Annotated in this window: 13 protein-coding genes; all 13 read right to left on the reverse strand. The window is 49.8% G+C overall.

Annotated elements, in window-relative coordinates; all coding sequences use genetic code 11:
* Positions 1-636: 636 nt before the first annotated feature.
* Positions 637-1,905 carry a tyrosine--tRNA ligase gene (gene tyrS / locus DI579_RS04945; protein WP_290599017.1) on the reverse strand — a complete coding sequence of 423 codons (1,269 nt, stop codon included), beginning with the start codon at positions 1,903-1,905 and terminating at the stop codon, positions 637-639.
* 50 nt (positions 1,906-1,955) lie between these two features.
* Entirely contained in the window at positions 1,956-2,177 is a 222-nt protein-coding gene (locus DI579_RS04950; protein WP_290599019.1) for a Trm112 family protein, read from the reverse strand.
* Between the two features lie 37 nt (positions 2,178-2,214).
* Positions 2,215-3,663, reverse strand: coding sequence for an argininosuccinate lyase (gene argH, locus DI579_RS04955; protein WP_290599021.1), 1,449 nt, complete (start codon positions 3,661-3,663; stop codon positions 2,215-2,217).
* Positions 3,664-3,696: 33 nt separating this feature from the next.
* Complete coding sequence (locus DI579_RS04960) at positions 3,697-4,902, reverse strand: argininosuccinate synthase (RefSeq protein WP_290599022.1); 1,206 nt, start codon at positions 4,900-4,902, stop codon at positions 3,697-3,699.
* 110 nt (positions 4,903-5,012) lie between these two features.
* On the reverse strand, positions 5,013-5,537 hold the full coding sequence (locus DI579_RS04965) for an arginine repressor (protein ID WP_290599023.1): 525 nt from the start codon (positions 5,535-5,537) through the stop codon (positions 5,013-5,015).
* A complete protein-coding gene (gene argF, locus DI579_RS04970; protein ID WP_290599025.1) occupies positions 5,530-6,459 on the reverse strand; it encodes an ornithine carbamoyltransferase in 930 nt (309 codons plus the stop codon). Before argF ends, DI579_RS04965 begins: the two co-directional genes overlap by 8 nt.
* Positions 6,460-6,511: 52 nt before the next feature.
* Positions 6,512-7,744: an acetylornithine transaminase gene (locus tag DI579_RS04975; RefSeq protein WP_290599026.1), complete on the reverse strand. Its 1,233-nt coding sequence runs from the start codon at positions 7,742-7,744 to the stop codon at positions 6,512-6,514.
* A 56-nt stretch (positions 7,745-7,800) separates the two neighbouring features.
* The gene (gene argB / locus DI579_RS04980; protein ID WP_290599027.1) at positions 7,801-8,733 is read right to left on the reverse strand and encodes an acetylglutamate kinase; all 933 of its coding nucleotides are present in this window, start codon (positions 8,731-8,733) and stop codon (positions 7,801-7,803) included.
* A 71-nt stretch (positions 8,734-8,804) separates the two neighbouring features.
* On the reverse strand, positions 8,805-9,998 hold the full coding sequence (gene argJ / locus DI579_RS04985; protein WP_303678820.1) for a bifunctional glutamate N-acetyltransferase/amino-acid acetyltransferase ArgJ: 1,194 nt from the start codon (positions 9,996-9,998) through the stop codon (positions 8,805-8,807).
* Between the two features lie 32 nt (positions 9,999-10,030).
* Complete coding sequence (gene argC, locus DI579_RS04990) at positions 10,031-11,092, reverse strand: N-acetyl-gamma-glutamyl-phosphate reductase (RefSeq protein WP_303678821.1); 1,062 nt, start codon at positions 11,090-11,092, stop codon at positions 10,031-10,033.
* Positions 11,093-11,215: 123 nt separating this feature from the next.
* A complete protein-coding gene (gene thiD, locus DI579_RS04995; RefSeq protein WP_290599031.1) occupies positions 11,216-12,061 on the reverse strand; it encodes a bifunctional hydroxymethylpyrimidine kinase/phosphomethylpyrimidine kinase in 846 nt (281 codons plus the stop codon).
* 95 nt (positions 12,062-12,156) lie between these two features.
* Positions 12,157-14,649, reverse strand: a complete 2,493-nt coding sequence (gene pheT, locus DI579_RS05000; RefSeq protein ID WP_303678822.1) for a phenylalanine--tRNA ligase subunit beta — start codon at positions 14,647-14,649, stop codon at positions 12,157-12,159.
* Between the two features lie 60 nt (positions 14,650-14,709).
* Complete coding sequence (pheS, locus tag DI579_RS05005; protein WP_303678823.1) at positions 14,710-15,759, reverse strand: phenylalanine--tRNA ligase subunit alpha; 1,050 nt, start codon at positions 15,757-15,759, stop codon at positions 14,710-14,712.
* Between the last annotated feature and the right edge of the window lie 30 nt (positions 15,760-15,789).

Below are 15,789 nucleotides of genomic sequence, written 5' to 3' on the forward strand. Positions count from 1 at the left end.
CGAAAACAAACATCCACACCCAACGGGGGTCAGGTGCAGAAAAAATTGGCATTCAATAAAATCAATACACTGTTGAGTTCTCAAACAACATGCCCACTCTCCACCAAAAGCATGTGCTTCCTGCGGAAAGCGCTTCTCTAAGTTACCCCTCAGCAGAATCAGTGTCAAATCCTGAACCGCAATTTTCGCATTTCACCGTGGAGGTGATTCGTACGAGACGGAAAGGTATCCGCAAGAATCAGCCCGCGTCCAACCTCGTTCACCATTCCGATTACCTCGGTGGGTCGATGTCCGCGTCTCGCTGACCTGTTAAAGATTACGCATCCCCGTAAGCTTTAGCAAATCGCCTGTTAAAACGGTATTTTCACGTGTTTTACAGAGTAAGAAATAACAAACTATATAAATACTAAGTATTAAAACTGTATACATAGTATCCGTATACTATATTCATTAGATATGTAATATATTCGATTTTATACCACTTTTAACGATAAATATAGAGATTATCTCTAATATATAAAGAATATATTTGTATAGATAAATAATTCTCTTCTTTTCTCAATTGAGACCTTCCATCAAATACAAAGAAACCCACCCAGGCAATGCTGGATGGGTTTCCTAATACAGCTCATGAACTTAGTTAATATGCACTCCGCGCATATTCTTCTTACCTCGACGTACTAGCAACCAATTCCCCGGTAGCAAATCGGCACCTGCAGGAATCCATGCCTCATCAGTAATACGCTCATTGTTAACGGAACAACCGCCCTCTTTCAGAGTTCGGCGCGCTTCACCCTTAGATTTACACAAGCCTGTCTCGACCATGAGATCAATAATTGTCGGATTCATATCTTTATTAATCTCAATAGAACCGGCTTCTTGCAGTGCCGCCCCCAACGTATTGGCATCTAACGCCCGCAGATCTCCTTTACCAAAGAGTGCAGCACTTGCCGCTTTCACTGCCGCAGTAACATCTTCGCCATGCACAAGCGTTGTCATCTCATCAGCAAGACGACGCTGCGCCTGCCGTGCACCAGGGTTCGACTCCACTTCCGCAGCAAGTTCGTCTAATTCCTCCTTCGTAAGGAACGTGAACCAACGCAGATACTTAATAACATCCGCATCATTGGTATTGAGGAAGTACTGATACCACTTATACGGGCTCGTCATCTCTGGATCTAGCCAGAGTGAACCGCCACCAGTAGACTTACCGAACTTTTTACCGTCAGAGCTCGTAACCAACGGAACCGTAATACCGTGCACTTTGGAATTATTAACGCGACGGTTGAGATCAATCCCAGCCACGATATTGCCCCACTGGTCGGAGCCACCTACCTGCAGTGTACACCCATAACGACGATTCAACTCAGCAAAATCATTTGCCTGCAGAATCATGTAAGAAAACTCAGTGTACGAAATACCATCAGTTTCCAGACGCCGCTTTACCGTCTCTCTAGACAACATGGTGTTAAGCGAGAAATTCTTACCAAGTCCCCGAAGAAAGTCGATAGCAGACATCTCCCCTACCCAATGCATATTGTTTTCTACAATTGCACCAGTTGCGGAGTCATCAAACGTGACAAACCGCTCCAGTTGCCCCTTGATACGCTCAGCCCAATCGGCAACAGTATCTTCCGAGTTCATAACTCGCTCGCCTACTTCGCGAGGATCTCCGATAAGGCCAGTAGCCCCACCAGCCAACACAATTGGACGATGACCGGCCTTCTGGAAACGACGAAGGAGCAACAAAGGAATGAGATGGCCAGCATGCAAGCTAGGCCCCGTCGGATCAAAACCACAATAAAGAGTAATAGGCCCATCGTTGATAGCGGCACGCATCTCGTCGATGTCGGTGGACTGTTGAATCAGTCCGCGCCACATTAGTTCATCAATGATGTTCTCCATTACTGGCTTCTCCTTATAGTGGTGGGCAGGATACGACACTCGTGTATTCTCTAGGCACGAGGATCGATAGCGATTCCCATAATACGTTCGTGTTCAGAATCTGAAACTTCGGTCGCTTCACTCATCAACATGACAGGTATACCCTTCCGAATGGGATACGCCTTATGCAAACGCGGATTATAGATGCACTCTCCGGGCACATAGAGCACACTCCCCTTATCCTCTGGGCAGGCGAGAATACGGAGCAAATCCGGATCAATTTCAGTAGCCATAGTATTTCTTTCAGTCTGCAAACACTTTATAGATCAGTTACTCAGCGGGAATAGTGCTCGACTGAACAAACTCGATATCACTAGCGATGATGTTCTTCACGCGCTCAAGCTGCTCCCGTACCCGAGGTTCTGCAGTACCACCACGAGTCTTCCGTGATGCCACCGATCCTTCGATAGTGAGAACAGACCGCACTTCTGGAGTTAATGCAGGATCAACAGAAGCAAACTCCGCATCAGTAAGATCAGCTAACTCTACCCCACGTTGCTCTGCAATCTGGACGCAGCCACCGGCAGCTTCATGCGCCTGACGGAACGGTACGCCTTGTTTTACCATCCACTCCGCAATATCGGTAGCAAGTGTAAAGCCACGTGGGGCAAGCTCACGCATGCGATCTTCGTGGAAGACAAGAGTCCGCACCAAACCTGCCATAGCAGGTAGCGTCATCTCCAACTGTGCGACGGAATCAAAAACAGGCTCTTTATCTTCCTGCAGATCACGATCATAGGCGAGCGGAAGAGCTTTGAATGTGGCCATCAAACCAGACAAATTGCCGATGAGACGCCCGGCTTTACCACGTGCTAGCTCTGCCACATCAGGATTCTTCTTCTGCGGCATAATCGAGCTACCGGTAGACCATGCATCTGCTAACGTGACATACTCAAACTCGGGGGTTGACCAGGCAATGATTTCCTCAGCCAAACGAGAAACATCAACGGCAATCTGCGCCAATACGTAGGCAAACTCCGATACGAAATCACGAGCGGCAGTACCGTCTAGAGAATTATCCGCGGCATCGGCAAAACCCAGCTCAGCCGCAATTGCTTCAGGATCAAGATCCAGGGTGGAACCAGCTAAAGCACCACCACCGTAAGGGGAAATAGCGGTACGCCGATCTAAGTCTTTAAGACGGTCAATATCCCGCAAAAGCGGATGCACATGAGCCAGCAACTGATGGGAAAGAAGCACTGGCTGTGCAGCCTGGAAATGAGTCTTACCCGGCATAATGACGCCCATGTGGGCATCCGCCTGCGCCACAAGAGCATCAGCCAGGCCTAAAACTTCTACCCCCACACGACGAAGTGCATCACGCACCCACATGCGGAAGAGGGTGGCAACCTGGTCATTTCGAGAACGGCCAGCGCGTAGCCGTCCCCCCACCTGGGGTCCTACTCTCTCGATAAGACCTCGCTCGAGTGCTCCATGAACATCCTCATCATCTTCCGCAGGTTGAAAAACCCCAGAGGACACATCCGCAGCGAGCTGATCAAGCCCCGCCAGCATAGTGGCCAGATCTTCATCAGACAGAAGATTCGCCCGATTGAGTACTCGCGCATGTGCTTTCGACGCACGAATATCATAGGGGGCCAATACCCAGTCGAATTGAGTGGATTTAGAGAGAAGAGCCATCGCTTGTGCAGGTTCATCAGCGAAACGCCCTCCCCACAAAGATCCCTTATTAGTCTCGTGGCGGGGGGAAGAACTCATGGAGATCCTTATCAAGAAAGTAGAGACAGATTTTTAGTTGGACAGACGCTGATCACGCTTGGAGTTGATCTTGCTGGAAAGACCATGCAATTGCACGAAGCCTTTAGCAAGAGACTGATCAAACGAGTCACCCTCGTCATACGTTGCCAGGTTAAAGTCGTAGAGGGATTCATCAGAACGACGACCGTTCACGTTGATATTGCCGCCATGCATGACAAGACGAATATCACCGGTTACGTGCTTCTGAGATTCCGCAATGAAGGCGTCTAGGGAATCCTTCAGCGGACTGTACCAGAGACCGTCATATACCAGCTCAGTCCAGCGATCTTCAATACGGTTCTTGAAGCGAGTGAGTTCACGCTCCATGCAGATGTTTTCCATTTCGCGGTGGGCACGAATCAGGGTTACTGCGCCAGGAGCTTCATAAATCTCACGGGATTTAATACCGACAAGGCGATCTTCCACCATGTCAATCCGGCCAATGCCCTGGGCGCCTGCACGACGATTGAGTTCCTCAATAATCTCCAGCAAAGACATCTGGCGACCATCAAGAGCGACCGGCTTGCCTTCCTTGAAGGAAATAATGACCTCATCCGGAGCAGCCCAGTTCACGCTAGGATCCTCGGTGTAGCAATAAACATCCTTCGTGGGGGCATTCCACAGGTCTTCCAAATAACCAGTTTCGACTGCACGGCCAAAAACATTCTGGTCGATGGAGAAAGGAGACTTCTTCGTAACGTTAATCGGGAGTCCGTGTTCCTCCGCAAAGGAAATAGCTTTTTCACGAGTCCAGGCATAGTCACGGACAGGAGCGATAACCTCTGCATCTGGGACAAGTGCGTTGAAGCCTACCTCAAAACGAACCTGATCGTTGCCTTTGCCCGTGCAGCCGTGCGCAATAGCGTCAGCACCAAATTCTTTCGCAGCAGCAGCAAGATGCTTCACAATGAGGGGACGAGAAAGCGCGGAAACCAAGGGGTACTGGTTCTGATACAAAGCGTTAGCTTTAATAGCCGGCAGACAAAAATCATCGGCAAATTCGTCACGGGCATCCACCACGACAGCTTCTACGGCACCACAGCCGAGAGCGCGCTGGCGGACAGTATCCATATCCTCTCCACCCTGGCCTAGGTCAATAGAAACGGCGACAACGTCAGCACCCGTCTCATGACCAATCCAACTAATAGCAACAGAGGTGTCCAAACCACCGGAATACGCCAGTACAACACGCTTTGGCATGAATATTTCCTTTCCTTGGTGAACGCCGAAACGTCCACTTCCCATTATCGACTAAAAAGTCATTGATCTGTAGTTATAAAAGAGTGCAGAAACTTTAGTGTAGAAACTAACTACTGCGCGGATTCTCCAATAAGCTGGGCGAAATTCGCAGCAACCTGCACCCCATCAAAAGGAGCTCGCGTCTGCACAAAAATTGTGTCATCACCGGCAATACACCCGGCAACAGCAGGAAGATTCGCTCTATCTAACGCAGAGGCAAGGTAATGAGCAGCGCCGGGAGGTGTTCGCAAAACAACCATTGTTTGACATGCCTCAGCTGAAACAAGTAACTCACTGAGAAGCTTCGACAAACGGGCAGTACCGCCCTCTACACCTTTAACGGGGCTTCCATCTTCGGGAACAACATAGATCCCCTGCCCTCCGTCTGCCGCACGCAATTTCACTGCCCCGAGTTCATCAAGATCCCTTGACAATGTTGCCTGTGTGACGACAATACCTTCCGCCGCCAGCAGCTCAAGCAGTTGTGGTTGACTATGTACTTGGTGTTCCACCAGCAGACTGACAATGCGAGACTGCCGACCTGCTCGAGTACCTGCCAAAGTATTTTTAGTAGAGACAACAGATGCGTCAGTCATTAAGCTTCTCCAATAACCACACCATAATGGCCTTCTGTGCATGAAGCCGGTTTTCAGCTTCATCAAAGACTCGCGACTGCGGACCCTCAATAACAGAATTGGTCACTTCTTTACCACGGTAAGCCGGCAGACAATGCAAGAAAATTGCGTCCTTATCAGCGTGCGCCATGAGCTCATCGTTAACTTGGAATGGACGGAACGGCCCTTCCCTATCGAGCCCATCATTTTCCTGCCCCATGGACACCCACGTATCGGTGTAAACCACGTTAGTTCCAGCAACAGCTTCCACAGGATCATTCGTAATAAGGAATTCTGTACCAGTAAGCTCCGCTCTCTGACGGGCAGCAGCAAGAATATCCTCCCCAGGAGTGAATCCCTCCGGAGCACCAATACGAACATTCATTCCCGCTGTAAGACCACCGACAAGAAGAGAATTCGCCATATTATTAGCACCATCACCAACATAGGTGAGAGTGAGCCCCTCCGTTTTACCGAAGTTTTCACGGATTGTCTGCAGATCAGCAAGTATCTGGCAAGGATGCCAATCGTCAGTAAGAGCGTTAATGACTGGCACACTAGCAGACGCAGCCATATCCTCTACCCGATCCTGCCCATAAGTTCGCCACACAATAAGCGACACAAAGCGAGAAAACACGCGGGCGGTATCGGCGATAGTTTCGCCTTTACCTATTTGTGTAACGCCAGCTTCTACCACAATGGGATTGCCGCCCAACTGGGCCACCCCAGTATCAAAAGAAAAACGGGTACGTGTAGAAGTTTTGTCGAAGAGAATAGCAGCAGACTGTGGCCCTGCAAGCATATGGCTTGAATAGGGATCTTTTTTTAATGCGTCAGCAAGTTCGAGGACTTCGAGCTGCTCCGCGGGAGTGAGATCATCATCGCGAAGAAAATGGCGCAACATGCAGTAGTTCTCCTTGATTAGCAGATAAAAACGGTCAGTAACGAGGAATAGGTTATTTACAAGCCTGGCAACGGGCTGTGTAGAGGGTTTGCGCTGATTCTAAAATTCCAGGCAATGCCGCAACTGCAGCATCAATCTGCTCTGCGCTGATAACCAGCGGTGGAGCGATACGAAGTACCTGCGGACGGGCAGCATTGATAATAAAACCAGCTTCGCGGGCAGTTTGTTCTACGTAGGGTCCAACAGCCTCAGTAAGCTCAATGCCGATCAGAAGGCCACGTCCACGGATCTCTCTGATAAGCGAATGGTGAATGTCAGCGAGGCCACCCCGGAAACGCTCTCCCATAGCACGCACATGTTCATAGAGATGCGCAGACTCAATAGTGTCAAGAACAGCATTCGCAGCAGCACAGGAGTAGGGATTACCACCAAAAGTAGTACCGTGTGATCCCGGCTGGAAGAAATCTGCAGCACGACCAGTAGCTAAAACTGCGCCAATAGGGAAACCACCTGCTAACCCTTTAGCAAGAGTGACAACGTCTGGAATAACTCCCTGTGCACGGGAACAGAACATATCACCAGTCCGCCCAACGCCTGTCTGTACTTCATCACAGATCATGAGGATCCCATAACGCTGCGTTAACTCGCGGATCTTCGCAAGATAATCTGCATCTGGAACCATGACTCCAGCTTCGCCCATGATCGGCTCGATCATCACGGCAGCAGTATTATGTGGGTCTTTCTCCACTAGCTGTTGTAAAGCATCAAAATCGTTGAAAGGGAAATACTCCACTCCCGGTGGCATGGGTTCAAACGGGGCACGTTTCTTCTCCTGCCCAGTAAGCGCAAGGGACCCCATAGTACGGCCATGAAAGCCATCTAAATGAGTAAGAATGCGCCGACGTCCAGTAAGCCTCGATAGTTTAAACGCTATTTCGTTTGCCTCTGCACCTGAGTTACAGAAGAAAACACGAGTAGGCTGATCACTCTTAAACGCCTCCACGAGACGTTCCGCAAGCTGTACTTCCGGCTGATGAACGAAAAAATTCGAGGTATGACCAAGCGTATGAAGCTGCTGCGTCACAGCCTCAATAATGGCTGGATGCTGGTGCCCCAAACTATTCACCGCAATGCCAGATAAGAGATCGAGATACTCTTTCCCATTCTCATCTTCGACAACGCAGCCTTCACCACGCACCAAGCCCAACGCCGGTGTTCCATACGCATTCATCATGGTGTTTTTCCACCCCTGCTGGAGAGGTGAAAGCTGAGAAACAGTAGACATAAGTTCTTCCTAATACAGCTAGTAAATATTGCTCAATGATTACTCAAGGAGATGGATTACACGTCAGACGCAGGAGGAGTGACCATAGTTCCAATGCCACCTTCGGTAAAAAGCTCCAACAGAACAGAGTGTCCGATGCGGCCATCAATAACATGCGCAGCGGGAACTCCTCCCTCCACTGCACGTAAGCAGGCCTCCATTTTAGGAACCATGCCAGATTCCAGAGATGGAAGAAGACTACGCAGCGTCTTTGTATCAATGCGCGTTACTAAACTGTCCTTATTCGGCCAATCCGTGTAAAAACCATCAACATCTGTCAGCATGACGAGCTTTTCAGCACCTAACGACACTGCCAATGCAGCAGAAGCTGTGTCAGCATTGACGTTAAATACTTGCCCATCAGGATCAGGCGCAATGGTAGTGACAACGGGAATACGACCAGCGTTAATAAGGTCATAGATAGCGTTGGGATTCACCTCAGTGATATCACCAACTAGACCGATGTCTGTGGGAACTCCCTCGACCATGACAGTACGTTTACGAGCCGTCAATAACTGTGCGTCCTCCCCGGAAATACCCACCGCGTAAGCTCCAAAATTATTGATGAGCCCCACAAGTTCACGGCCAACTTTGCCAAACAACACCATTCGTACGACGTCGAGAACTTCCTCAGTGGTCACACGGAAGCCACCGCGAAATTCCCCTTCTATCCCTAGTCGAGAAAGCATGGAGTTAATCTGTGGCCCGCCTCCGTGTACGACAACCGGATAGGCGCCACAGGCCCGTAGCATAACCATATCCTTGGCGAATGCCGCTTTAAGACGATCATCCACCATAGCGTTACCACCATATTTAATGACGATGATCTTGCCAGCAAACTGCTGAATCCACGGCAATGCCTCCGTATAGACAGCGGCACGTTGTTGCGGTGTCAACGTAGGGATATGCAGCGATTGTTCAATCGCGTCCTGATCGGCCTCAGTATCCATAATGCCTTCGGAACCTCTTACTGTACTGTTTACTGTGCTGTGTGGTAGAAACGATAAATTCTGATTATTCATTACGTGGTATAGGCAGAATTGATCTCTACATAAGCGTGTGAAAGATCTGTTGTCCGTATGCTGGCCGTCTCTCGCCCCACACCGAGATCAATATCAACATTGATACGGTCACCAGACATGTCAATATCTCGTGCATCCGGCAAACCCCCACCACGTGCAAAAACCTTTTTGCCGTTGAACGCAACGGTTACTTTGAGAATATCCATGGGGACAGGTGCAACACCCAATGTAGCTACCACACGACCCCAGTTCGGGTCTTCCCCGAACAGTGCTGTTTTTACTAGATTGTCGCGGGCTACAACGCGTGCCGCAGTAAGAGCATCATCCTCAGTTTTCGCACCAGAGACGGTAACAATGCAGCGTTTAGTAACACCTTCTGCATCACTCATCATTTGATCTGCAAGATCATCACAAACAGCAAAAATTGCTTTTGTTAGTTCCGTCTGATCCGCAACGACTCCACTAGCCCCATTTGCCATAACGATGACAGTGTCATTAGTTGATGTAGACCCGTCAACATCAAGACGATCAAAAGTACGAGAGGTAGAAAAACGTAAAGCAGACTCCAGATCCATCTGATTAACAATGGCATCCGTAGTGATAACGCACAGCATAGTAGCCAAACTGGGGGCAATCATGCCAGCACCCTTGACCATTCCACCGACTTTCCAACCTTTGGCAGAAGCATATTCACTGCGTTTAGCAACTGTATCGGTGGTCATAATGGCTGTTGCGGCTTCCAGCCCTTTTTCTGCCGAATCTCCCAGAAGTTCCGGTAGCGCCTCAATACCACTACGAATAGCTTTCATGGGCAGCCGGTCGCCAATGACACCCGTTGAACAAATAGCTATTTGCCCGGCATTAATAGAAACACCCGCGGCAGCAAGCTGGCGAGCTAGATGAATAGCCTCTTCTTTAGCATCTTCTACACCAGCTGTACCAGTACAAGCATTCGCTCCCCCAGAGTTAAGAATGACAGCACGTAATTCCCCACTTTTCAAAACTTCCTGCGACCACAGCACAGGTGCTGCCTTAAAACGGTTGGATGTAAAAACACCCGCCGCTGTAAGATGCGGTCCATCGTTAACAATGAGGGCCATATCAAGACCGCCATGCTTTTTAACACCTGCAGCAACACCAGCCGCTCGAAAACCTTGCGCCGCTGTTACTCCAGCTGTGCGAGTGATGGTCATAATTACTTGTCCTTCTCTAAAAAACAAAAGTGTTAGGGTGCAAGGCCAACAGTGTAAAGGCCACTAGTTTCTGGCCAACCTAACATAAGGTTCATGCATTGAACTGCGGCCCCGGCGGTACCCTTCACCAGATTATCAATCACTGCGGTAATGACGAGGCGTTTAGCTGCAGTATCTACATCTACAGCAATTTGCACATTATTGGATCCTATGACCGATTTCGACTGCGGCTGCTGTCCATATGGCAGTACCTGTACAAAAGGCTCATTACGGTATGCCTCTTCATAAAGCTGCTGCACTGCTTCGGGGCTACTAGTAGTGGTAGCAAAAGCAGTCGTGAGAATACCGCGTGTCATGGGTGCGAGAACTGGAGTAAAACTGACTGTTATGTCCTGCTCAGTAAGTTCCTGCATATTTTGCAAAATTTCGGGTGTGTGCCGATGCCGACCAGCAACGTTATAAGCCTTGGCAGAACCACACACTTCAGCATGCAGATTAGCGACCTTGGCACCTTTACCAGCACCAGAAGTACCCGAGAATGACACGACGGAAAGATCTCCAGCGGTAATCCCAGCTTGTACCGCTGGATAAAGGGCTAGAGTGGCGCCAGTGGGAAAACAACCCGGCACCGCAACAGTACGAGCATGAGAAATAGCGTCCCTATGCCCAGGAAGTTCTGGTAGGCCATACGTCCATGCCCCCTGATAGGCACACTGATACCACTTTTCCCACGCCTTATCATCGCGGAGTCGAAAATCTGCAGCACAATCGATAACAATGGGAGCTTGTTCCCCGCGAGATTTTGCCGCCTCGGCAAGATCTTTAGCAAGCGGTCCGGAATGACCATGCGGCAAAGCCATAAAGACAACGTCATGACCACTTAACGTATCTATCGACGTTTCTGCAAAAATGCGGTCGGCTAACGGAGCAAGATGGGGATGGAACTCTCCTACTTTCTGACCAGCATTGCTATTAGCACACAGTGCTCCAATAACAAGCTCGCCATTCTGGTAAGCAGGATGGGTAAGAAGAAGACGGAGAATCTCAGAGCCTGCGTATCCCGTAGCTCCAGCAATTGCAACTGTTATGCTCATTCTTTGATTATTCATCATCGTGCAAGATTATGCAAGAAATAATGCATATTTATCGTTCTGCCAAAGCACGCATACAACGCACCTAATACTCAAAAATAGGCATAAACAGCGACCACAGAGTGACTACAGACAGCTAGGGCTCGTTTCCCAACCATGAAAAACAGGACCATGTCCCTTACCGACCTCTAATAAATCTGAATGAAGTATGGCACCATACAACCAGTCTGTCGTTAACTGCGCAGCACGCACCACATCCCCTGACTGGGCAATACGCACCGCTAAACCAGACGAAAGAGAACACCCCGTGCCATGCGTATTCTTCGTATCGATATGCGGATGCGTAAAAACAGCAGCCTCTGTATCACGCTGGAGAAGAGTATCCGTCATCGTTTCGCTTTTAAGATGACCGCCTTTTACCAGCACCGCAGCCCGTGTCATAGCCACAACACGTTCACCCTGGTGCACTGCCGCTGACAGAGAAGAGGCCTGTTCCTCCCCTACTAATACAGCCAACTCTGGCACATTGGGAGTAATAACAGATAGCTCAGCTATCTCCCCAACAGCAGTGACAAGCTCCCGCATAGCAACCTCTGCATCAGTTGTGAGAAGCCTATCTCCACTGGTAGCCACCATCACGGGATCCAACACAATAACAGGAGGTTTTACCTGCTGAAGCCACTCACTAACAGCATGAGTAATAGCTGTATCCCCCAACATGCCAATCTTGACAGCATCGATAACAACATCATCTGCTACAGCATCAAGCTGTTCCTGCAAAAAGCTCAGCGGAGGAGTGTGAACAGAACGAACACCACACGTATTCTGAGCCACTAATGCTGTCACTACACCCATACCATAGCCACCAGCTGCCGCAATAGATTTAAGATCGGCCTGCAGACCAGCGCCACCAGTGGGGTCAGTACCAGCAATAGAAAGAACACGAGGAATTTCTCGGGGAATAAAGGTCATGCACACATCATTCCATTAAATTCCACTGTCGGCCCTCTCTACCGCAATAAAAATATCTCAAGAGAAAACACAGAGAAAGCACTGAGGGAAAACTCTTAGAGAGAACGCAGTTCAGCACCAAAACGCTCAGCAGCAACTGCAACAGCAGCATCGCGAGCGGCAGAAGCTTCTTCTTCAGTAAGAGTCCGCTCCGTCGACCGGAAACTCAATGCAAAAGCAAGCGAGCGTTTATCGTCACCAAGTTGTTCAGACTCGTATATGTCAAACAACTTAACGCTCTCTAACAAATCTCCGCCACCTTCATAAAGAGCTGCAACAATATCAGCCTGCGGCACATCTTTAGCCACAACAAGCGCCACATCTTGATAGACCGGCGGATAAGGCGACACAACTGGAGACTGTCCCTTATATTCGGTAGGCAAGGCGGAAACATTCACTTCCATTGCGCACATACGTGCAGGTAAACCACACTTATCCAGTATTTGCGGATGAATCTCACCAGCATAGCCAACACACTCGTCACCCAGGTAAACAGCAGCACAACGACCCGGATGCCATGGCAATAGCTCCGCCTTCTCAAAACGGAATTCTGCACCTACTGCACGGCCCACCTGACGAACTGCTTCAATAATGTCCCAGACATCTGCCGGACGCCCTTTACCCCACGGACCAGTTTGATCCCGTAAACCAGTAAGAACAGCTGCCACATGCATAGGCTGCTTCGGCAAAGCCGACTGAAGGGCTACAATTTCCGCATCGGAAGGACGTTTATCCGTTGACAGCATAGCCATGGGTTTAGTGGTCTCATCGGGAAGGCACACTTCTTCCACTCCATAAAGACCAAGATCATGTTGCCCACGCGCAACATTACGCTTCACCACATCGAACATTTCTGGCAGCAGTGTTGTTGCTAAACATCCGTAGTCAGAATCTAGCGGATTAAGTACTTTTGTGACACGACGACGCGGATCATCATTCGGCAAACCCCACTCGTCAAACACTGTGTTGGACATGAACGGGGTAGGCAGAATTTCTACGTAGCCAGCGTAAGCCATAGCTTTATTAACCATTCGGCGACGACGCTGCTCCGGTGTAAGACCATGACCTGACGGTGCCTGCGGTAGACGCACTGGGATCTGCTCTAAGCCCTCTAAACGAAGAACTTCTTCGACAAGATCAGCCCGCATCTGCAGATCAGGACGCCAGGTTGGAGGAGTAACAGTAAGCACACCTTCCTCACCGGGAGCGTTGTCCACTTGACATCCTATCTGTTCCAGACGCCGTCGGGCAGTACCCTCCGGATAATCCACACCAGCAACGTCACTAGGCCGATGAGCGGGGAAGAGAATAGGAGCCACTGACGGCACTTCACCCGCATCAGTGAGCAAAGGCTCTACTGTGCCACCCGCAATTTCTACTAGCAAGGTGGCTGCACGATCAGCTGCTGCACGGCACACTGCTGGATCAACTTTACGTTCAAAACGGCGAGATGCTTCAGAACTCAGTTTGTGGCGGCGCCCAGTACGGAATATGTGCAGTGAGTCGAAATTCGCTGCTTCAAAGAGAACATCCGTTGTGGTGTTACCTACTTCTGTGGCGGCTCCTCCCATGACGCCCGCCAATCCGACAGGGCCGGATCCATCGGCAATAACGACATCTTCTGACGAAAGTTCGCGCTCCACACCATCTAGTGTGGTGAGCTTCTCCCCCTCATGAGCACACCGTACAGTAATATCGCCCTGCAGCTTAGCAATGTCATAGGCATGCAGCGGTTGTCCGAGCTCCAACATGACGTAATTAGTGACATCGACTGCCGGACTGATGGGCCGTACTCCCGCAAGAAGAAGACGACGCTGCATCCACCACGGGGTCACTGCCTGCGGATCAATGCCCGTTACCCGCCGAGCCACGAAACGCTGCGTTCCTGTCTCTGGTTCAATAGTGACAGGCCAGGCCTCACCCTTGTTCCCCAGATCTTTTTCGACTGCGATTTCTTGGTACTGAAGCCCGAAAGAAATAGCAATCTCACGAGAGAGCCCTCGTAAAGACAGAGCGTAACCACGGTCTGGAGTGATGTTGACTTCAAAAACCGCATCATCCAAATTAAGCAGTGGATAAGCACTACTCCCCGGTTCAGCAGTTCCAGGACGCAATGTGATGATGCCGGAATGGTCCTGCTCAATACCTAACTCAGTTGCGGAACACATCATGCCGCAAGACATGTGACTGTAGGTTTTGCGTGCGCTGATTTCGAATCCACCTGGTAGGACAGCGCCGGGAAGCGCCACAATAACAAGATCATGGAGTTTGAAATTACGTGCGCCACAAATAATTTCCTGTAGCTCACCGTTCTCGTTACCCACGTCAACGTGGCAGAAACGAATGGGTTTCTTGAAACCTTCCAGCTCCTCAATCTCCATAACCTGGCCTACTACCAGCGGTCCTGTAATAGTAGGAAGGGGATGCGGGACGCCTTCAATTTCAAAACCGACTTTGACGAATCCAGCATCGAGGTCTGCGGTGCTAACAGACCATCCCGGGTTGCACTTGTCGAGAGTATCAGTGAGCCAACTTTGTGGAACGAACACGGCACATCCTTGCGATCGAAAAGCGAGTGAAGTGAAGTCTTATAAGGAAACTAAGTAATTTTACGAGCGAATACCGAAAGGAAGGGTAAAGCGAATATCGCCTTCCACCATGTCCCGCATATCGGAAATACCATTGCGGAATTGCAAGGTACGCTCTAAGCCCATCCCGAATGCGAAACCAGAATATTCTTCTGGATCAATACCGGCAGCTAAGAGAATATTCGGGTTCACCATGCCGCAGCCGCCCCATTCAACCCATCCGGCTCCACCCTTCTTATCGGGGAACCATACATCCACCTCAGCGCTGGGTTCAGTAAAGGGGAAATAGTTAGCACGCATGCGAGTTCTTGTGTCTGGTCCAAAGAGTGCTTTTGCGAGATGGTCAAGGACACCCCGTAAATCGGCCATTGTGAGGCCTTTATCGACTGCTAGTCCTTCAATTTGGTGGAAGACGGGAGTATGAGTGGCGTCTAGTTCATCAGTGCGGAATGTACGTCCCGGGCAACCGATGTATATAGGCAATTCACGAGACAATAAAGTACGAACCTGCACCGGAGAAGTATGCGTCCGCAACACCATCCGTGAGTCTTCCGGAGCGATATGGAAAGTATCCTGCATAGTGCGGGCAGGGTGATCTGGAAGGAAATTCAACATATCAAAGTTGAATTGTTCACTCTCCACCTCAGGACCATCCGCAATTTCCCATCCCATAGCAATGAGAATGTCAGAGATCTGCTCTGCAATCATCGTAATGGGATGTTGTGCCCCAAGTGGTTGCCGCGTAGAAGGCTGCGAAACATCAATAGTTTCAGCAACAAGAAGCTGCGCAGCATGTTCCTCTTCCAGCCTAGCTTTACGCACCCCATAGCACTTCTCTGCTTTACCACGCGCTATGTTAACGACACGACCAGCTTCTTTACGCTTTTCTTTGGCGATGGTACCAAGTGCGCGGCGAGCTAAAGCGAGCGGAGATTTTTCACCCAAATATGTAGATCTAGCGGCAGCAAGTTCTTCCAAGTTAGTCGCGGCGGTAAACGCAGCCACAGCGGCTTCAGCATAACTGTTGAGTGTTTCTTCACTCAGATCTGCGGACTGGTTTTCCTGCGTCATAATTCTCCTTGGAATAAATATCTTTCAAGC

This window comes from Lawsonella clevelandensis, from assembly GCF_003241315.1.
Classification (GTDB): Bacteria; Actinomycetota; Actinomycetes; order Mycobacteriales; family Mycobacteriaceae; genus Lawsonella; species Lawsonella clevelandensis_A.

What these genes read in the sequence shown, in the direction of transcription:
- tyrS (WP_290599017.1), bottom strand. Translation starts at nt 1,905, where the DNA reads ATGGAGAACATCATTGATGAACTAATGTGGCGCGGACTGATTCAACAG.
- DI579_RS04950 (WP_290599019.1), bottom strand. Translation starts at nt 2,177, where the DNA reads ATGGCTACTGAAATTGATCCGGATTTGCTCCGTATTCTCGCCTGCCCA.
- argH (WP_290599021.1), bottom strand. Translation starts at nt 3,663, where the DNA reads ATGAGTTCTTCCCCCCGCCACGAGACTAATAAGGGATCTTTGTGGGGA.
- DI579_RS04960 (WP_290599022.1), bottom strand. Translation starts at nt 4,902, where the DNA reads ATGCCAAAGCGTGTTGTACTGGCGTATTCCGGTGGTTTGGACACCTCT.
- DI579_RS04965 (WP_290599023.1), bottom strand. Translation starts at nt 5,537, where the DNA reads ATGACTGACGCATCTGTTGTCTCTACTAAAAATACTTTGGCAGGTACT.
- argF (WP_290599025.1), bottom strand. Translation starts at nt 6,459, where the DNA reads ATGTTGCGCCATTTTCTTCGCGATGATGATCTCACTCCCGCGGAGCAG.
- DI579_RS04975 (WP_290599026.1), bottom strand. Translation starts at nt 7,744, where the DNA reads ATGTCTACTGTTTCTCAGCTTTCACCTCTCCAGCAGGGGTGGAAAAAC.
- argB (WP_290599027.1), bottom strand. Translation starts at nt 8,733, where the DNA reads ATGGATACTGAGGCCGATCAGGACGCGATTGAACAATCGCTGCATATC.
- argJ (WP_303678820.1), bottom strand. Translation starts at nt 9,998, where the DNA reads ATGACCATCACTCGCACAGCTGGAGTAACAGCGGCGCAAGGTTTTCGA.
- argC (WP_303678821.1), bottom strand. Translation starts at nt 11,092, where the DNA reads ATGAGCATAACAGTTGCAATTGCTGGAGCTACGGGATACGCAGGCTCT.
- thiD (WP_290599031.1), bottom strand. Translation starts at nt 12,061, where the DNA reads ATGACCTTTATTCCCCGAGAAATTCCTCGTGTTCTTTCTATTGCTGGT.
- pheS (WP_303678823.1), bottom strand. Translation starts at nt 15,759, where the DNA reads ATGACGCAGGAAAACCAGTCCGCAGATCTGAGTGAAGAAACACTCAAC.